At 65.5% G+C, this 16,562-nt stretch carries 17 protein-coding genes and 1 pseudogene; 9 read left to right on the top strand and 9 right to left on the bottom strand.

Translation table 11 applies throughout. From position 1 onward, the window contains the following. Positions 1 to 46 precede the first annotated feature (46 nt). The 4 genes from AB3147_RS21420 (at position 47) to AB3147_RS21405 (ending at position 3,200) form a co-directional block, all read left to right on the top strand. Entirely contained in the window at positions 47 to 973 is a 927-nt protein-coding gene (locus AB3147_RS21420; RefSeq protein WP_175125899.1) for a LysR substrate-binding domain-containing protein, read from the top strand. A gap of 9 nt (positions 974 to 982) precedes the next feature. Next, complete coding sequence (gene xerD / locus AB3147_RS21415; protein ID WP_367352913.1) at positions 983 to 1,966, top strand: site-specific tyrosine recombinase XerD; 984 nt, start codon at positions 983 to 985, stop codon at positions 1,964 to 1,966. 32 nt (positions 1,967 to 1,998) lie between these two features. After that, the gene (gene ybaK / locus AB3147_RS21410; RefSeq protein ID WP_175125901.1) at positions 1,999 to 2,487 is read left to right on the top strand and encodes a Cys-tRNA(Pro) deacylase; all 489 of its coding nucleotides are present in this window, start codon (positions 1,999 to 2,001) and stop codon (positions 2,485 to 2,487) included. 134 nt (positions 2,488 to 2,621) lie between these two features. Beyond that, positions 2,622 to 3,200 (top strand): DJ-1/PfpI family protein, encoded by a 579-nt coding sequence (locus AB3147_RS21405; protein ID WP_175125902.1) that lies wholly within the window; start codon positions 2,622 to 2,624, stop codon positions 3,198 to 3,200. 62 nt (positions 3,201 to 3,262) lie between these two features. On the opposite strand, the gene AB3147_RS21400 is transcribed toward AB3147_RS21405, so the two are convergent. The 3 genes from AB3147_RS21400 to AB3147_RS21390 form a co-directional block, all read right to left on the bottom strand. Then, positions 3,263 to 3,586, bottom strand: coding sequence for a DMT family transporter (locus AB3147_RS21400; RefSeq protein ID WP_367352912.1), 324 nt, complete (start codon positions 3,584 to 3,586; stop codon positions 3,263 to 3,265). Between the two features lie 3 nt (positions 3,587 to 3,589). Then, positions 3,590 to 4,255, bottom strand: coding sequence for a glutathione S-transferase family protein (locus AB3147_RS21395; protein WP_367352911.1), 666 nt, complete (start codon positions 4,253 to 4,255; stop codon positions 3,590 to 3,592). 192 nt (positions 4,256 to 4,447) lie between these two features. Continuing rightward, positions 4,448 to 4,894 carry a MarR family winged helix-turn-helix transcriptional regulator gene (locus AB3147_RS21390; RefSeq protein ID WP_367352910.1) on the bottom strand — a complete coding sequence of 149 codons (447 nt, stop codon included), beginning with the start codon at positions 4,892 to 4,894 and terminating at the stop codon, positions 4,448 to 4,450. A 171-nt stretch (positions 4,895 to 5,065) separates the two neighbouring features. Here AB3147_RS21390 and aceE point away from each other — a divergent pair. Further along, positions 5,066 to 6,658, top strand: a pseudogene (gene aceE, locus AB3147_RS21385) (pyruvate dehydrogenase (acetyl-transferring), homodimeric type); the annotation flags it as partial. Positions 6,659 to 6,772: 114 nt separating this feature from the next. Next, positions 6,773 to 6,907 carry a hypothetical protein gene (locus tag AB3147_RS28300; RefSeq protein WP_438860995.1) on the top strand — a complete coding sequence of 45 codons (135 nt, stop codon included), beginning with the start codon at positions 6,773 to 6,775 and terminating at the stop codon, positions 6,905 to 6,907. 49 nt (positions 6,908 to 6,956) lie between these two features. On the opposite strand, the gene AB3147_RS21380 is transcribed toward AB3147_RS28300, so the two are convergent. The 5 genes from AB3147_RS21380 to adhP all read right to left on the bottom strand — a co-directional run bounded on the left by AB3147_RS21380 (position 6,957) and on the right by adhP (position 12,726). Next, on the bottom strand, positions 6,957 to 8,384 hold the full coding sequence (locus AB3147_RS21380; protein WP_367352909.1) for an FAD-binding oxidoreductase: 1,428 nt from the start codon (positions 8,382 to 8,384) through the stop codon (positions 6,957 to 6,959). A gap of 19 nt (positions 8,385 to 8,403) precedes the next feature. After that, on the bottom strand, positions 8,404 to 9,387 hold the full coding sequence (locus AB3147_RS21375) for a Bug family tripartite tricarboxylate transporter substrate binding protein (RefSeq protein WP_175125908.1): 984 nt from the start codon (positions 9,385 to 9,387) through the stop codon (positions 8,404 to 8,406). Between the two features lie 85 nt (positions 9,388 to 9,472). After that, positions 9,473 to 10,378, bottom strand: coding sequence for a dihydrodipicolinate synthase family protein (locus AB3147_RS21370; protein ID WP_175125909.1), 906 nt, complete (start codon positions 10,376 to 10,378; stop codon positions 9,473 to 9,475). Between the two features lie 149 nt (positions 10,379 to 10,527). Next, positions 10,528 to 11,592, bottom strand: a complete 1,065-nt coding sequence (locus tag AB3147_RS21365) for a LacI family DNA-binding transcriptional regulator (RefSeq protein ID WP_286898074.1) — start codon at positions 11,590 to 11,592, stop codon at positions 10,528 to 10,530. 108 nt (positions 11,593 to 11,700) lie between these two features. Then, complete coding sequence (adhP, locus tag AB3147_RS21360; RefSeq protein WP_367352908.1) at positions 11,701 to 12,726, bottom strand: alcohol dehydrogenase AdhP; 1,026 nt, start codon at positions 12,724 to 12,726, stop codon at positions 11,701 to 11,703. A gap of 199 nt (positions 12,727 to 12,925) precedes the next feature. On the opposite strand from adhP, the gene AB3147_RS21355 reads away from it, so the two are divergent. After that, positions 12,926 to 13,312, top strand: a complete 387-nt coding sequence (locus tag AB3147_RS21355; protein WP_175125912.1) for a ribbon-helix-helix domain-containing protein — start codon at positions 12,926 to 12,928, stop codon at positions 13,310 to 13,312. Positions 13,313 to 13,395: 83 nt separating this feature from the next. Here the strand turns inward: AB3147_RS21355 and AB3147_RS21350 are convergent, their stop codons facing one another. Then, positions 13,396 to 13,983 (bottom strand): TetR/AcrR family transcriptional regulator, encoded by a 588-nt coding sequence (locus tag AB3147_RS21350; RefSeq protein ID WP_175125913.1) that lies wholly within the window; start codon positions 13,981 to 13,983, stop codon positions 13,396 to 13,398. A 135-nt stretch (positions 13,984 to 14,118) separates the two neighbouring features. On the opposite strand from AB3147_RS21350, the gene AB3147_RS21345 reads away from it, so the two are divergent. Continuing rightward, entirely contained in the window at positions 14,119 to 15,327 is a 1,209-nt protein-coding gene (locus AB3147_RS21345; protein WP_367352907.1) for an MFS transporter, read from the top strand. Beyond that, positions 15,312 to 16,541 (top strand): MFS transporter, encoded by a 1,230-nt coding sequence (locus AB3147_RS21340; RefSeq protein WP_367352906.1) that lies wholly within the window; start codon positions 15,312 to 15,314, stop codon positions 16,539 to 16,541. The genes AB3147_RS21345 and AB3147_RS21340 overlap by 16 nt, the downstream gene beginning before the upstream one ends. Positions 16,542 to 16,562: the final 21 nt, after the last annotated feature.

Genomic DNA, 16,562 nt, shown 5'->3' with positions numbered 1-16,562 from the left:
AGCATGCGGGCGCACGGCGGCGGGCCGGACTTCCGGCGGTATTTCCATGAGAAACGGCATCCCCAATCTAACGGCCCTGCAGGCGTTCGAGGCCTCGGCCCGGCTGGGCAGCTTTTCGCGTGCCGCCGAAGAACTGTCGCTGACGCACAGCGCCGTCTACCGTCAGGTGGCCAGCCTGGAAGCGCGGCTGGGCGTGCAACTGTTCACGCGGGTGCGCCGCCGCATCGTGCTGACCGATCACGGCGCCGAATACGCCGGCCGGATCCGTCACCATCTTGATCAGATCGAGAAAGACACCTTTGGTCTCGTCAGCCGGACCGGCATGGGGCGCAGCATCCACATCGCCGTCGTGCCCACGCTGGCCACCACCTGGCTGATCCCGCGTCTGGCCGACTTCCAGCGCGAGCACGGTGACATCACCGTCAGCTTGTCCGTGCGCACCCTGCCGTTTCAATTCAAGGACCAGCCGTTCGACGGCGCGCTGTATCACGGGGACGGACTCTGGCCCGGCACGCAGGGTGGGCTGCTGTTTCCGGAACGCGAACTGGTGCCGGTCTGCGCGCCCGAATTGGCGGCGCGCGTGGCGGAGCAGGGCGGCGGCGCGCTGACCGGGATGACGCATCTGCATCTGGCCTCGCGGCCCGACGCCTGGCGCCAGTGGTACACGGCCAATGGATATCTGTATGGACCGCAGGCGGCTGGCGGCCCGCGCTACGAGCTCTTCACCATGGTGATGGCGGCGGTGCAGGCCGGGCTTGGCGTCGGGCTGATGCCGCGCTTTCTGGCGCAGCCCGCGCTGGACCAGGGCGCGCTTGCCATGCCGGTGCCGCAGTCGCTGGCGGTCAGCCAGGGGTATTACTTCGGCTATCCGCAACGCAGCGAACGGTCCGATGCGCTGAAGGTATTCGAGGCCTGGCTCAAGTCCGCCGCCGCAGGCGTGGGCGAGCGCCTGCCCGGCCGCGCCGCGCCGTAGAATCCCGCCATGTCTACCGCCCGCCAGCCGCTTGCCTCCCAGGCCGATATCGACGCCTTCATCGACGCCGTGTGGCTCGAAGACGGCCTGTCCGCCAACACCCTGGCCGCCTACCGGCGCGACCTGACCGGTTTCGCCCGCTGGCTTGAAGACCCCGACGCCTACGCCAGGGAACTGGCCGACCGGCACGGCGAGCCGGCGCGTGCCCAGATCCTGCCCGCCGGCCCGGCCAAGCCGATCCGCGATGCGCAGAAGGCCGATATCGAGGCCTGGTTTGCCTTCCGTCACGAAGAAACCCGCGCCACCACCGCCAACCGCCGGCTGGCCGCGCTGCGCCGCTTCTACGCCTGGGCGCTGCGCGAACACCGCGCCGAGCGCGATCCCTGCCTGACGCTGGTCGCCGCCAAGCAGCCGCCGCGCATGCCCAAGACGCTGTCCGAGCAACAGGTGGACGCGCTGCTGCGCGCGCCCGACGTCAGCCAGCCGCGCGGTCTGCGCGACCGCGCCATGCTCGAGACCCTGTACGCCACGGGCCTGCGTGTGTCCGAGCTGGTCGGCGTGCGAGCTTTGGACGTCAGCCTGAACGAAGGCGTGGTGCGCGTGGTCCTGGGCAAGGGCGGCAAGGACCGCCTCGTGCCGCTGGGCGCCGAAGCCGCGCACTGGATTTCGCAGTACCTGGCCACGGCACGCCCCGATTTGGCCGCAGGCCGCGTCAGCGATGCGCTCTTCATCACCAGCCGCGCCGAGGCGATGTCGCGGCAGGCGTTCTGGCAACTCGTCAAGAAGTACGCTGTGCTCGCCGGCGTCAATGCGCCCTTGTCGCCCCATGTGCTGCGCCACGCCTTCGCCACGCATCTGCTGAACCATGGCGCCGACCTGCGCGTCGTGCAGATGCTGCTGGGCCACGCGGACATTTCCACCACGCAGATCTACACCCATGTGGCGCGAGAACGCCTGAAGGCGCTGCACGCGGCCCATCATCCACGCGGCTGACCGCCGCCATCTCCCTACCCACCGGCACAAAAATGAGCAAAGCCCGCCACGTCTCCGAAACGCCCGCCACCCAATTCCTCAAGCAGCACAAGGTGGCCTATTCCGAACACACGTATGACTACGTCGATCACGGCGGCGCCGGCGAAGCCGCGCGCCAGCTCGGTCTGGACCCGCACGCCGTCGTGAAGACGCTGGTGATGGAGGACGAATCGGCCAAGCCGCTGATCGTGGTCATGCACGGCGACCGCGAAGTCTCCACCAAGAACCTGGCGCGCCAGGCGGGCCTGAAAAAGGTCGAGCCCTGCAAGCCCGAGGTTGCGCAGCGCCATTCCGGCTATCAGGTGGGCGGCACGTCGCCGTTCGGCACGCGCAAGAAGATGCCGGTGTGGGTGGAAGCCGACGTGCTGGAGTATCCCGTGGTCTACATCAACGGCGGGCGGCGCGGCTATCTGGTGGGCATCGATCCGAAGGTGCTGGTGGACCTGCTGGGCGCGAAGCCGGTGACGGTGGCGCTGGAGTAGAGAGGGAGCCCGGTGGTATCCCGCTACCACCTGGCCCGCTGGCGCGGCGGGCACAATGGGACTAGAACACCAAGAACCGGAGCCCGATCCGCGGGCAAGCAACCGGACGCCACCCTCATCCCACGGAGACAATCATGAGCAAACGACTGTTGATGCTGGTCGGCGACTACGCCGAAGACTACGAGACCATGGTGCCGTTCCAGACGCTGCTGACCGTCGGCCACACGGTGCATGCGGTCTGCCCGGACAAGAAGGCGGGCGACACGGTGGCCACGTCGATCCATGATTTCGAAGGCGCGCAGACCTACACCGAAAAGCGCGGCCACAACTTCACGCTGAACTACGACTTCGATCGCGTCGAACCCTCGTCCTACGACGGCCTGGTGATCCCCGGCGGGCGCGCGCCCGAGTACCTTCGCCTGAATGAAAAGGTGCTGGAGATCGTGCGGCATTTCGACAAGGCCAACAAGCCCATCGCCGCCGTATGCCACGGCGCGCAGATCCTCGCTGCGGCCGACGTGCTGAAGGGCAGGACCTGCTCGGCGTACCCCGCCTGCGCACCCGAGGTCCGGCTGGCGGGCGGCACCTACGCCGAGATCGCCGTCGACCAGGCCTACACGGATGGCAACCTGGTATCGGCGCCCGCCTGGCCCGCGCATCCGGCCTGGATGGCGCAGTTCCTGGCGGTGCTGGGCACCAAGATCACGCACTGACCGGGATCACGCACTGAGCGCGGCGTGCGGGCGCCGCGCTCAGTTGTCGACGATCATGTTCCTTACGCCGCCGCCTCCGAGAGGCGCAGTCCAACGATTCCGATGAACGCCAGGCCAAGGAAGCAGGCGCGGGTCCAGTTCATCTCATCCTGAAACACCAGCACGCCGACAAGCACCAGCCCGATCGTTCCAATGCCGGTCCAGATGGCATAAGCCATCCCCATGGGCAATGCGCGCAAGGCCAGCGCCAGCAGGTAGATGCTGCCCAACCCCGCCATCACGGCGATGATGCTTGGCCCAGGCTTGGTCCAACCCGCATTCAGTTTGAGCGAAAGACCCATCACTATCTCCAAGGCTGCGGCAAGGAACAGATAAGTCCACGCCATGGCTCAGCCCTTGGTGGAAGCAGACCGGTTGGGGGCAGCACGGGAAGCCGGCTTGTTCGCCAGAAGCCCCGCCTGTACCGCAGGCCGCGCAGCGATCACATCCAGCCAGCGCTGAACGTGTGGATAGGACCTGATGTCCAGGTCCAACTCGTCCCAGGTTCTCAGCCAGGTGAATGCGGCGATATCGGCGATGCTGTAGTTTTCCGACGCGATGAAGGCGGATTCGCTCAGGCGGGTATCCACGACCTGATAAAGCCGAAGCGATTGCTTCCGGTATCGCTGTATCGCCTCGGCATTGCCCGTTGTCGAGGCATGCAGAAACCACCATAGCTGCCCCAGCATCGGGCCTATGCCGCCAATCTGGAAATGCAGCCACTGCTGCACAGCAACGCTTTCGGCCTGCGTCTCGGGCTGCAGACACCCCGTTTGCGACGACAGATAGGAAAGGATGGCACCCGACTCGAAGACGGCCAGGCCGGCTTTTCGATCAACGATGGCGGGAATCTTGCCGTTCGGGTTGATCTTGAGGAACTCCGGTTGATGCTGGTCGCCCTTTTCAAGATCAAGATCGAACTGCTCATAGGTCAGTCCGGCTTCTTTGAGAAAGATGCTGACCTTCTGCCCGTTGGGGGTGTCTGCGGTGTAGAACGCGAGATCGGCCTGTGTCATGTCTATCCTTGTCGATGAATAGCATTGCAATTGCAATCGTTGCAAATGCAATCGTATGACACGATGCCGCGTCGTGCAAGAGGTCCATCAACAGAGGTCAGCCATGCGATCGCAGCGTCTTCGCTCGCCCGCGTTCACGCCGCCAAGCCGGCGGGCGGCGTCTGCATGTCTTGAACAAATTGCCTGCCAGCTTCAGTTGCCTTGCGCGCGGGCAACGGCAGCGGCCTGGTCCAGCGCCGCGGCAAACTTGCTTTGCTCTTCGGCACTGAACTGGCTCAGAAACACTTCGGCAACGGTTCCTTCGTAGACCTTCCACATCTTCTTGCGCAGCGCGCGGCCTTCCTTTGTGATGGTGGCGAACGCGGCGCGGCCATCTTCGGCCGAGCGTGCGCGCTGAACCAGCCCCTCTTGCTCCAGGCGGTCGACCAGCCGAGTGAGGTTGTATCGTTCGATCGCCAGCGCGTCGGCCAGTTCGTGCATCCGCCGTGTGCCGCCTGGTCCGCTTTCCAGTCCCCAAAGAACGTCGTACCAGGCATAGACGGGCAGCTTGGCCGCTGCCAGGCGGCTTTCGACCTCGCGGATCATCAAACGATGGGCGCGCACAAACGAGAACCAAAGATCCGCTGCGTCTTTCACCATGGCAGGCTCCTTTCGAGTTTTAGTTGCATTTGCAATTCTAGCTGAACTAGAATTGCGGCCCATACGATTGCATTTGCAATTCATGGATTGAACGTTGGTGACTGCGCCACGCCCGTCTGGCTGGTCGGCCGCAGCCCCGCTTCAACCCGTCATTTTTCCTGGAGGACCGCCATGAATCACCCCCTCGCCCTGGTCGACGTCGACCCGCTGGAAACTCGAGAGTGGCTGGAAGCGCTGGAGGCTGTCACGACGGTCGAAGGCCGTTCGCGCGCTCACTACCTGATCGACCGGCTTACCGACTTCGACGCCAGCCGGCACGGTGATATGCATGGCCGCGTCACCAGCGCGTACGTCAACACCATCGGCAAAGACCCGCAGCCCGCCTACCCGGGCGACATCGGCATCGAACAGCGCCTGAATGCCTACATCCGCTGGAATGCGATGGTCATGGTGTTGCGCGCCGGCAAGCAGTCCAACGTCGGCGGACACATTGCCACCTACCAGTCCGCCGCCGTGCTCTATGACGTGGGTTTCAACCACTTCTTCCGGGGACGTACCGAGACATTCGGCGGCGACATGGTCTACATCCAGGGCCATTCCGCACCGGGCATTTACGGACGCGCCTATCTGGAGGGGCGCATCACCGAAGCGCAGCTGGACAACTTCCGCCGCGAGGCGGGACGCGTTGGCCTGTCGTCTTACCCCCACCCGCGCCTGATGCCCGACTTCTGGCAGTTCCCCACCGTGTCGATGGGCCTGGGTCCGCTGACCGCCGCCTATCAGGCGCGGTTCATGCGCTATCTCGAGTACCGCGGATTGCTGGAGCATCAGGGCCGCAAGGTGTGGGCTTTCCTGGGCGACGGCGAGATGGACCAGCCGGAATCGCTGGCCGCTATCTCGGTCGCAGGGCGCGAACGCCTCGACAACCTGATCTTCGTCGTCAACTGCAATCTGCAACGTCTGGACGGCCCGGTGCGGGGCAACAGCAAGATCGTGCAGGAACTCGAAGGCACCTTCAGGGCCGCAGGATGGAACGTCATCAAGGTGCTGTGGGGCAGCGGTTGGGACGATCTGCTCAAGCGCGACACGAGCGGGCTGCTGCGCCAACGCATGATGGAATGCGTGGACGGCGAATATCAAACCTTCAAGTCGCAAAGCGGCGCCTATGTGCGCGAACACTTCTTCGGCAAGTATCCCGAGCTGCTGGCGTTGGTGGCGCACTTGTCGGACGACGAGATCTGCGCGCTGACACGCGGCGGCCATGACCCGGAGAAGGTGCATGCCGCCTACGCGCAAGCCGTCAGCACGGAAGGCCGGCCCACGGTCGTCCTGGTCAAGACCGTCAAGGGATTCGGCATGGGCGAGGCTGGCGAAGGCCAGAACATCAACCACCAGTTGAAGAAGATGAGCGCAGACGCCGTGCGTGCGTTCCGTGATCGCTTTTCGCTGCCGGTGCCCGATGACGAGCTCGAAGCCATGCCCTACCTGAAACCCGCGCCCGACAGCGAAGAAGCCCGCTACTTTGCACAACGCCGGGCCGCGCTGGGCGGCTATGTTCCGTCGCGCTCCGGCAAGGTTGCGCCGCTGGCGGTGCCGCCGCTCAGCGCCTTCGCCACGCAATTGAAAGACAGTGGCGAGCGCGGGGTTTCGACCACCATGTCTTTCGTGCGCATCCTGACCACGCTGCTCAAGGACCCCAACCTGGGCAAGCTGGTGATTCCTATCGTGCCGGACGAATCGCGCACTTTCGGCATGGAAGGTCTGTAGATCATCGGCGACCAGATCCGTCCCTTCGTCACTGACCGCCGGTTCGTCACCCTTGGCACGGACGGGTTCGGCCGCTCGGACACCCGCGAATCACTGCGCACCTTCTTCGAGGTGGATCGTCATTTCATCGTGCTGGCAGCCGTCAAGGCGCTGGCTGACGAGGGCGTCGTCCCGCGCCAGAAGATCGGTGAGGTCATCAGCCGTTATGACATCGACGTGAATAAAGTGGACCCGGCATCGGTCTAGGCCAAGGCGAAGGCGACACCACAGGGGCGCGCTTCGGTGACCGTCGACGTCAGTCCGCGGCGATCACCCGCCCCGGGTTGAACAACCCCAGCGGATCGAACAGGCGCTTGATGCTTGCCATCATCGCCATCTCGTTGGCCGGCTTGTACCGGCCGATCGAACCCACCCGCAGCTGTCCCACGCCATGCTCGGCGGAGATCGACCCGTTCATGCGCGCCACCACGTCGTACACCGCGCCCGAAACCGCCTTCTCCGAATTGCGCATGGCCTGGTAAGCCGACGCATCCGCGCCGGGCGGCGTCGACACGTTGTAGTGCAAGTTGCCGTCGCCCACATGGCCGAACACGAAGATGCGGGCATTGGGCAACACGCGATGCACCGCCGTCTGCGCGGCGTCGATGAATTCCCCGATGCGCGAGATCGGCAGCGAAATGTCGTGCTTGATGTTCTCGCCGTCGATGGATTGCGCTTCGGGCAGGTGATGCCGGATCTGCCAGAACGAGGCCGACTGCGCCAGGGTCGACGCAATGGCCGCATCCGTGACGATGCCCGCCTCGAAGGCCGCTTCCATCAGCGCTTCGAACCGCTCCGTGGCATGGGCTGCGCTCTCGGCGTCGCTGGATTCCAGCAACACGTAATACGGCGCCTTGGCAGGCACGGGGCTGCGCGCGCCGGGCGTGTGTTGCAGCACCAGCTCTACGGCCGGACCGCTGATCAGTTCAAAGGCCGTCAGGCTGGCCGACAGATACGACTGGGCCAGCGACAGCAGTTGCACCGCGCTCTGCGGGTCCGGCACGGCGGCAAAGGCCGTCATCTGCGCGGCGGGGCGCGGATACAGCTTGACGGTGGCGGCCGTGATGATGCCCAGTGTGCCCTCCGCGCCGATGAAAAGCTGCTTCAGGTCGTACCCGGTGTTGTCCTTGCGAAGCCCGCGCAGTCCGTTCCAGATTTGCCCGTCGGGCGTCACCACTTCCAGGCCCAGGCACAGGTCCCGCGCATTGCCATAGCGCAGCACCTGAATCCCGCCGGCGTTGGTGGCCAGGTTGCCGCCCAGCGTGCAGCTTCCTTCCGCGCCCAGGCTCAACGGAAACAGCCGGTCCGCCTGAGCAGCAGCCTCCTGCACGTTGGCCAGCACGGCGCCCGCCTGCGCGGTCAACGTGTTGTTGTAGCGGTCCACGTCCAGGATGGCGTTCATGCGGGCCAGCGACAGCACGATGCTGTGACCGCCGCCGTCCGGCACGCTGCCGCCGACCAGGCCTGTGTTGCCCCCTTGCGGATAGATGGCGACGCGGCGCTCCCGGCACCAATTCACCAGCTTGGCCACGTCCTCGGTGCTGTCGGGCTGCGCCAGCGCCAGGGTGCGGCCCGTCCACCGCTTGCGGTAGTCGGTCAGGTGCGGCGCCAGGGCGTCGGCGTCGTCCAGCACGCGCCCCTGAAATGCGGCGCGTAAAGAGGCTTTGATGTCTTCGTCAGGCATGGCCGGCTCGTTTGTCGCGTCAGTTGGCGGAAGCGCCGGCGGCTTGCACCACGGCTTTCCATTTCTCGATCTCGGTGCCGATGAAGGCGTTGAATTCCGCCGGACCCTTGACGGTAGGCACCGCGCCCAGCTCGATCACGCGCTTCTGCATATCGGGGTCGGCCATGGCCTTCTCGATGGCCTGATCGATGCGGTTCACGATGGGCGCCGGCGTGCCTGCCGGGGCCAGCACGCCAAACCACGAGCCCGCCTCGAAATTGGGCACGCCGGCCTCGGCCATGGTGGGTACGTCGGGCAGATTGGTGCTGCGTTCCGCGCTGGTCACGGCCAACGCGCGCAGCGTGCCGTTCTTGATGAAAGGCAGCGAGGTCGGCAGGTTGTCGAACATCAGGTGCACCTGTCCGCCGACCAGATCCGTCACGGCCGCGGCGCTGCCCTTGTACGGCACGTGCACCATGTCGACACCCGTGCGGCTCTTGAACATTTCGCCCGACAGATGGATCGAGCTGCCCGCGCCGCTGGACGCAAAGCTCAGCTTGCCCGGATTCTTCTTGCCGTACTCGATCAGTTCCTGCACCGACTTCACGGGCAGGCTGGCCGTCACGGCCAGCACGTTCGGCACGGACGCCACCAGCGTGACCGGCGCAAAATCCGCCGGTTTGAACCGGATGTCCTTGTAGATGGCGTAGTTGATGGCCTGCGTGCCCACCGTGCCCATCAACAGCGTGTAGCCGTCGGCATCGGCGCGCGCTACGAAGTCCGCGGCAATGTTGCCCGCCGCGCCCGGACGGTTTTCCACCACGACGGGCTGACCCACCGCTTTCTCGATGTGCGGCGCAATCAGCCGGGCCACCACGTCGGTGTTTCCGCCCGCAGAAAACGGGATGACCATGCGGATGGGTTTGGTCGGCCAGTTATCCGCCGCGCTCGCGCCCGCCGACGCCGCCAGCGCGACCAGACCCGCGCACGCGTAGGCAATGCTCTGCTTGGTGCTCTTGAACATGTTGTCTCCTTGCTTATGGTTTTTGATGTTCGGTACTGCAGTGCATCCCGAAACGCCGCGGGAACACGGCGCTCGGGAAATTCGGTCAACCCGCTTCGGCGAGCGTGCGCTTCAGGCGTTCAAGCAGCAGATCGATCTCGGCGTGGTCAGTCGCGTCCAGCTTCGGACCCGGCCGGCGCATGCCCGCATGCTTGATCGCGCCGCGGCGCTTCATGATCTCCTTGCGGACGGCGACGCCCCACTGGCTCTGGTTCTCGTAGCTCAGCAACGGCAGGTAGCGGTCGAACACCGCGTGGGCTTCGTCGACACGGCCCGCCGTGTACAGCGCATAGACCTGCGACAGCATCTCGGGATGCGAGAACCCGGCCATCGGCCCATCGATGCCGCGGCCCATTTCCAGCGGCAGGAACATCGCGTTGTTGCCGGTCAGGATGGCGACGCGGCGGCCGGGCAGGGCGCGCAGCTTGGTGATCTTGGTGATGCTGGGCAGGTCCTCTTCCTTGACCGCCTGGATTTGCGGGTGACGCTCGATCAACTGGCCAATCACCGGCACCGACATCCAGGTGCCTGTCGAAAACGGAAAGTCCTGCAGCACCGTCGGCACATTGCCGATCCGGTCGAACACGGCCTCGAAGTAGGACAACACTTCCTGCTCGGTGCGCAACCCGCCTGGCGGCGCGATCATGACGCCCGCGGCGCCCGCGTCCATCACCTGACCGGTCAGCTCGGCCATCTGGGCCACGCTGCTGTTGCTGACGCCCACCACGACCGGCTTGTTCCTGGCGCGCGCGATGAACCGCGACGCCACCGCCAGCGATTCCGCCGGCGTGAGCTTGTTGGCCTCGCCGGCAACGCCCAGCACGGTCAGGCCATTGGCGCCGTGTGAAAAATAGAAGTCGGTCAGCGAGTCGACGCTCTCCAGGTCGATGGCGCCGTTCTCCTGGAAGGGCGTCTGCGCAACGATGTAAACGCCACGGGCTTGGTCAAGCATGTTGTCTCCTGATCTTGGTATGAATATCGGAAAATATTAGCGCTAATATTTTATTAGCGCTAATATTTTTGATAGGGAGATTCCCCAGGAAATGCGATGTTTCCGCTCAGAACTAGGCGCGGTTCAGCCTGGGCAGGACAGGGAAAGCGTCAGGCGCTCTGACGCCGCATCAACGTGAATCCCACATCGACCCGCAACCCCGCATTGGCTTGACCCTCCAGGCGGTCGATGATGGCGCGCGCGGCCTGCTCGCCGATCAGCGAGCCGTCGATGCGCACGGTCGTCAGCGGCGGGGTGGTGGCCGCCGCATAAGCCTGATCGCCGAATCCCACGACGGCCAGGTCACCGGGCACCTGCCTGCCCAGCGCTGCGGCTTCCAGCAATACGCCCATGGCAATCATGTCGGTGCTGCACACCACGGCATCGGCATCGGGCTCGCGAGCCAGCAGTTCGGCCAGCCCGCTGCGGCCCGCGCCCATCGTGGCGGGGGCGGGGATCAGCACATGCGGCGTGTCTGCGTCCGCGTCGATCAAACGCAACTCGCGCGCCGCCGCCGTGAAACCCTGCAACCGGCGTCCCGCACGCGGGTCATTCCCGATGACGGCCACGGGCCGCCGCCTTCCGGTTTCAGATAGAAACTGCGCCACGCATGCGCCCGCAGCCTCGTGCGAAAAGCCGATCAGCATGTCGACCGGATCGTCGTTCCAATCCCAGGCTTCCACGACGGGAATGCGCGCCGCGCGCAACTGCGTCCTGCCGGTCGGGGTCAGCACCGTGCGCATCATGACCACGCCGTCGGGCCGCCGGCCCAGGATCGCTTGCAGGGCGGACACTTCCAGTTCGGGGTCGTATCCGCTTTCGGTCAGCATCATCTGATAGCCGTGGCGGCTGAGGTGCAGGCTGAGCGTCTGCAGCGCCTCCAGAAACACAGGGCTGCCCAGCGTGGGCACCGTCACCGCCACCAGACGGCTGCGGCCGCTGGCCAGGCCGCCGGCAACCAGGTCCTGAACGTACCCGGTCTGGGCGATGGCGTCGTGGATGAGCTTGACGGTGCGTTCAGGTACGTTCTCGGGGGCGTTCAGCACCCGCGACACCGTGTGCATCGACATGCCCGCCACGCGCGCGACGTCCGCAATGGTCACCCGGCCAGACCCGCGCCGAGGCGCGCGGCTGGTGGCAGGCTTGCTGCGACGCTCAGTGGGAGGAGGGGACATGCGGCCTCTCTGGGATCAGGGTAGGCCGGATTGTACCGAGCCGCCGCCACGAAAAAGCGCCCGCTGCGGCACATGCCGCAGCGGACGCTTTTGGGGCGCGCGCAGGTATCAGGCGAAGTCGAGCACGATGCGGCCTTCGATCTGGCCCTGCTTCATGCGGTCGAACACGCTGTTGATGTTGTCCAGGCTTTCGGTGGCGACGGTGGCGTGGACCTTGCCCTCTTCGGCAAACTGCAGCGACTCCTGCAGATCCAGCCGCGATCCCACGATGGAGCCGCGCACGGTGACGCCGTTAAGCACCATGTCGAAGATCGACAGCGGGAAATCCCCCGGCGGCAACCCGTTCAGCGAAATCGTGCCGCCCCGGCGCACCATGCCCAGCGCCTGCTCGAACGCCTTGGGCGACACCGCGGTGATCAGCGCGCCATGCGCACCGCCGATCTCCCGCTTCAGGTAAGCAGCCGGATCCGTGGTCAGCGCATTGACGGTGACTTCCGCACCCAGGCGGCGCGCGAAGTCCAACTTGGCGTCGTCGATGTCCACCGCCGCCACGTTCAGGCCCATTGCCTTGGCGTACTGCACCGCCATGTGGCCCAAGCCGCCAATCCCCGAAACGACCACCCAGTTGCCAGGCCGGGTGTCCGTCATTTTCAGGCCCTTGTACACGGTGACGCCGGCACACAGCACCGGGGCCACATCGACGAAGCCGACGCTCTTGGGCAGCAGGCCCACGTAATCGGCTGCCGCCAGCGCGTACTCGGCGAAACCGCCGTTGACGGAGTAGCCCGTGTTCTGCTGCGATTCGCACAGGGTTTCCCAGCCGCCCAGGCAGTGCTCGCAATGGCCGCAGGCGGAATACAGCCACGGGATCCCGACGCGGTCGCCTTCCTTGACGTGCGTGACACCGGCGCCCGCGGCGACGACGTAGCCGACGCCCTCGTGGCCGGGAATGAAAGGGGGATTGGGTTTGACGGGCCAGTCGCCTTCGACGGCGTGCAGGTCCGTGTGACAGACACCGCAGGCTTCGATCTTTACCAGGAGTTCGCCCGGACCCGGGCGCGGCACGGCGACTTCCTCGATTACCAGCGGTTGGCCAAACGCGCGTGCGACTGCTGCCTTCATGGTCTTGTTCATCACTACCTCCGAAGTCTGATCAGTTTGACTATGCTCGGCCGCTTGGGCGGCTAAAACCATGATGTACATCAATCAGCGCGGGAAGGTACAACTCGTCACCGAGTCGGGGGCCGTATTGCGGCCGGCGCGGCAATCGTCGTACAGTCGTTCGCAGGCGCGCCGTTCCCGGCAGCGTGTCGCCGATGCCCAGGAGCCGTCCATGTGTGAAATCTTCATCCGCGCCACCGAGCACTCCTACGCCTGCGAAACCCGATCGTTGCGCCTGCACGGAGTGGCGACCAGCCTTCGGCTCGAGCACCTGTTTTGGCAGGTGCTGGAAGAAATCGCCGGCCGCGACGGCATGCGGGTCACGCAACTGATCGAACGCCTGTACGACGAACTGGTCGAGTACCGCGGCGAGGCCGCCAACTTCACCTCGTTCCTGCGCGTATGCTGCCTGCGGTATCAGTTGCTGCAGGCCGAAGGCCGCATTCCCCGGGATGCCCGCGTGCCGATCCAATCGCTCAATGCCCAAGCCGTCCTGGAAGGGCTGCCGCCGTCGCTGTGCGATGCCCAACCCGTTCCCGCGAAGCGCCGCGCGGCATGACGACATAGCGCGCGCTGACTTGGCGAGCAGGCGTCGCTCCATGCCCGCCCGCGGCAGCAACAGGTCCCGCGCATTCGTGCTGCCTACCGTGTCGCCAACAGTCCCCGCAGCAATAGCTCCAATGCCGCGCTGCCCCGCGCCAGCCGCGCACTGCCATCTTCGCCGTCGGCAATCCAGAACGCGGCTTCGGCCAGACTGCCGTAAATCAGCGAAGCGAGCGCCTGCGCATCCGCGTCGGCCACAATCCCCTGCTGGATGAGGTTGTCGATCAGGCGCTGCATAGACGCCACGCAATGGCGTTGTGATTCCGGGGATGCGCCACCCAGCACCGCCGTGGCGTCGCGCAGCACGATGCGCTGGATCTCGGGCTCCAGCGCCATTTCCAGGTAGGCATGGCAGCGTTTTCGAAAGCCTTCCCATGCGTCGTCGGAGCGGTCCGAGATCGTCTGAAGGCGCGCATCCATCTCGGCGTCGATCTGCGCCACGACCGCCGACAGCAATCCCTTCTTGTCGCCGAAGTGGTGGTATAGCGCGCCACGGGTCAGTCCCGCCTGCGCAGTGAGGTCGTCCATCGAAGTGGCGGCATAGCCGTGCGCCGCAAAGCACTGTCTGGCCGTTGCGAGCAGCGTGGCGCGGGTTTCTTCCATCTCGGCGCGCGTGCGGCGAACCATTCCTCTCTCCTTACATACGACGCGTATGATTATTTACAAACAGTCCGTATGAATATACGATCTTATTCATACGGACTGTTTGTATTGTCGCCGGCCGGCCGTGCAGCGGCAAGCCGATACCTGCTGGAGAGATGAATGACCAACCCTTATGGCGACCTTTTCGCCGCTCGCGGCACGCGGGGCTTTGCCTTGGCGGGCCTCGTGGCGCGGATCCCGCTGCCGATGACCGGCATCGGCATCATCACCATGCTGTCGCAACTGCGTGGCGGCTATGCCTTGGCGGGAGCTGTTTCCGCCACCTTTGTGCTGACCTATGCGCTGCTGTCGCCGCAGATTTCCCGACTGGTGGACCGGCATGGGCAAATGCGCGTGCTACCCGTCGCCACGGCCGTTAGCGTCATCGGATTTTTGATCCTGCTTGGCGGTTCGTGGTGGCAGGCGGCCAACTGGACGCTGTTTGCCGGCGCCTTGCTGGCGGGTTTCATGCCAAGCATGTCCGCAATGGTGCGGGCGCGCTGGGCCGTGCTATACCGGGGCCAGCCGCGTTTGCAGACGGCTTACTCCCTGGAAACGGTGCTCGACGAAGTCACGTTCATCGCCGGGCCGCCATTGTCGGTCGGACTGTCGGTCGCGGTGTATCCCCAGGCCGGTCCGCTGGTCGCGGCACTGTTGCTGATGGTTGGTGTGTTCGCGCTGGTCGTGCAGCGGGACACCGAACCGCCCGTCCAGGCGCAAGACGCCGCCACCACGGACGCCGGATCGGTGATCCGATCGGCGCACGTTTGTGTGCTGGCGCTGCTGATGGTGGCGATGGGCATCATCGTGGGCACGGTGGACATCGTGAGCGTGGCCTTCGCCGAACAGATGGGCCAGCCGGCCGCGGCCAGTCTGGTGCTGTCGGCTTATGCCGTGGGTTCCTGCGCGGCCGGACTGTTGTACGGCGCGCTCAAGGTAAAGACGCCACAGCATCGCCTCTTGCTGCTGTGCGGTCTGGCAATCGCAGCCACCACCTTGCCATTCCTGCTCGTCGGCAGCATCGCCGCGCTGGCTGGCGCCGTGCTGGTTGCTGGAGTGTTCTTCGCGCCGACCATGATCGTCGCCATGTCGCTGGTCGAGCGCCTGGTGCCCGAGCAACGCCTGACCGAAGGCATGACTTGGCTGCTGGCCGGATTGAATGTCGGCGTTGCGCTGGGCGCTGCGTTATCCGGCCACGTGGTGGATGGCGGTGGGGCACGGGCGGGCTTCGCCGTCGCGGTCGGCGCAGGCGGGGTAGTGCTGTTGGTGGCGATGTGGGGGCATCGGCGCCTGAGCGCCCATGGCTCGCCGGCATGGCGGGCCGCGTGATGGCGGCCCGGTCATTATGGCTGGCCGTCGGGGCGGCCAGTCTTGCCACTTTCTCCGTCGTGACCACTGAAATGCTGCCGGTAGGTCTGCTGACGCCCATTGCCGACACGATGCGCGTCTCCACGGGATCCGCCGGGCTGACGATCTCGCTGCCCGCGTTGCTGGCTGCGCTGTTCGCGCCGTTGGTGGTGATCGCATCGGGCGGCATGGATCGGCGCAAGATCCTGAGCGGCCTGCTGGGTCTGCTGGTGATCGCCAACGTGGGTTCGGCATTCGCGCCCGGCATGGGTTGGCTACTCGCGGCGCGCGTCCTCGTCGGATTCTGCATGGATGGCATATGGGCCATCGCCGGCGGCCTGGCTGCACGGCTTGTGCCGCACGGCGCTGTCGGCTTGGCGACATCCATCATCTTTGGCGGCGTCGCCGCCGCATCCGTGATGGGCGTGCCGCTCGGCTCGCTGATTGGAGAACTCGCCGGGTGGCGCTGGGCCTTCGCAAGCATGGCCGTCTTCAGCGCGCTGGTGCTGGCGCTTCATCTTGCTGTCATGCCGGCGTTGCCCGTGGCCAGTTCGGCCTCCGCGCGCCAGTTCGGCGCGCAACTGGCCAATCGCGGATTGCGGGCGGGGCTGCTGCTGACGTTGTTGCTGGTGACCGGGCACTTCACGGCCTTCACCTTCGTGCGTCCGCTGTTGCTGTCGGTGTCGGGGTTCGACGCGCAATGGATCGGCGCGTTGCTGTTTGCCTATGGACTCGCGGGCATCGTCGGCAACTTCCTCGCTGGCATCGCCGCGGCGCAGCGCACCGTGCCGACCTTGACGGCAATTGCGCTGGGATTGCTGCTGACACCGGCCCTGTTCCTGGCCGTGGGCGGTTTTCCTATCGGCGGTGGTGTGGCGCTCGTGGCATGGGGCCTGGCCTATGGCGGCGTGTCTGTCGGCCTCATGACCTGGATGATGAAGGCCGCGCCGGGGCATGTGGAAGTCGCCACCGCGCTGTATGTGGCCGTGTTCAATATCGGCATTTCACTCGGATCATGGGCAGGCGGCCAGATCGTCGATGGCTTCGGCTTGACCAGCAATCTGTTTGCGGCGGGAGGGTTGGCTGCCGCAGCGCTGCTGGTGCTGGCGCTGTATGCCAGCCTGGGGAAGCAGGGCGCGAAAGCCGGCTCTGATGGAAAGCCCGCGAAGTGCAGTGCGCAAGTGCGCGCCAAATGAGGAAAGGGCCCGATGCAATCG

This window comes from Achromobacter animicus, from assembly GCF_040775605.1.
Taxonomy (GTDB): Bacteria; Pseudomonadota; Gammaproteobacteria; order Burkholderiales; family Burkholderiaceae_B; genus Achromobacter; species Achromobacter animicus.
This window is presented reverse-complemented; position numbering and strand designations above follow the sequence as displayed.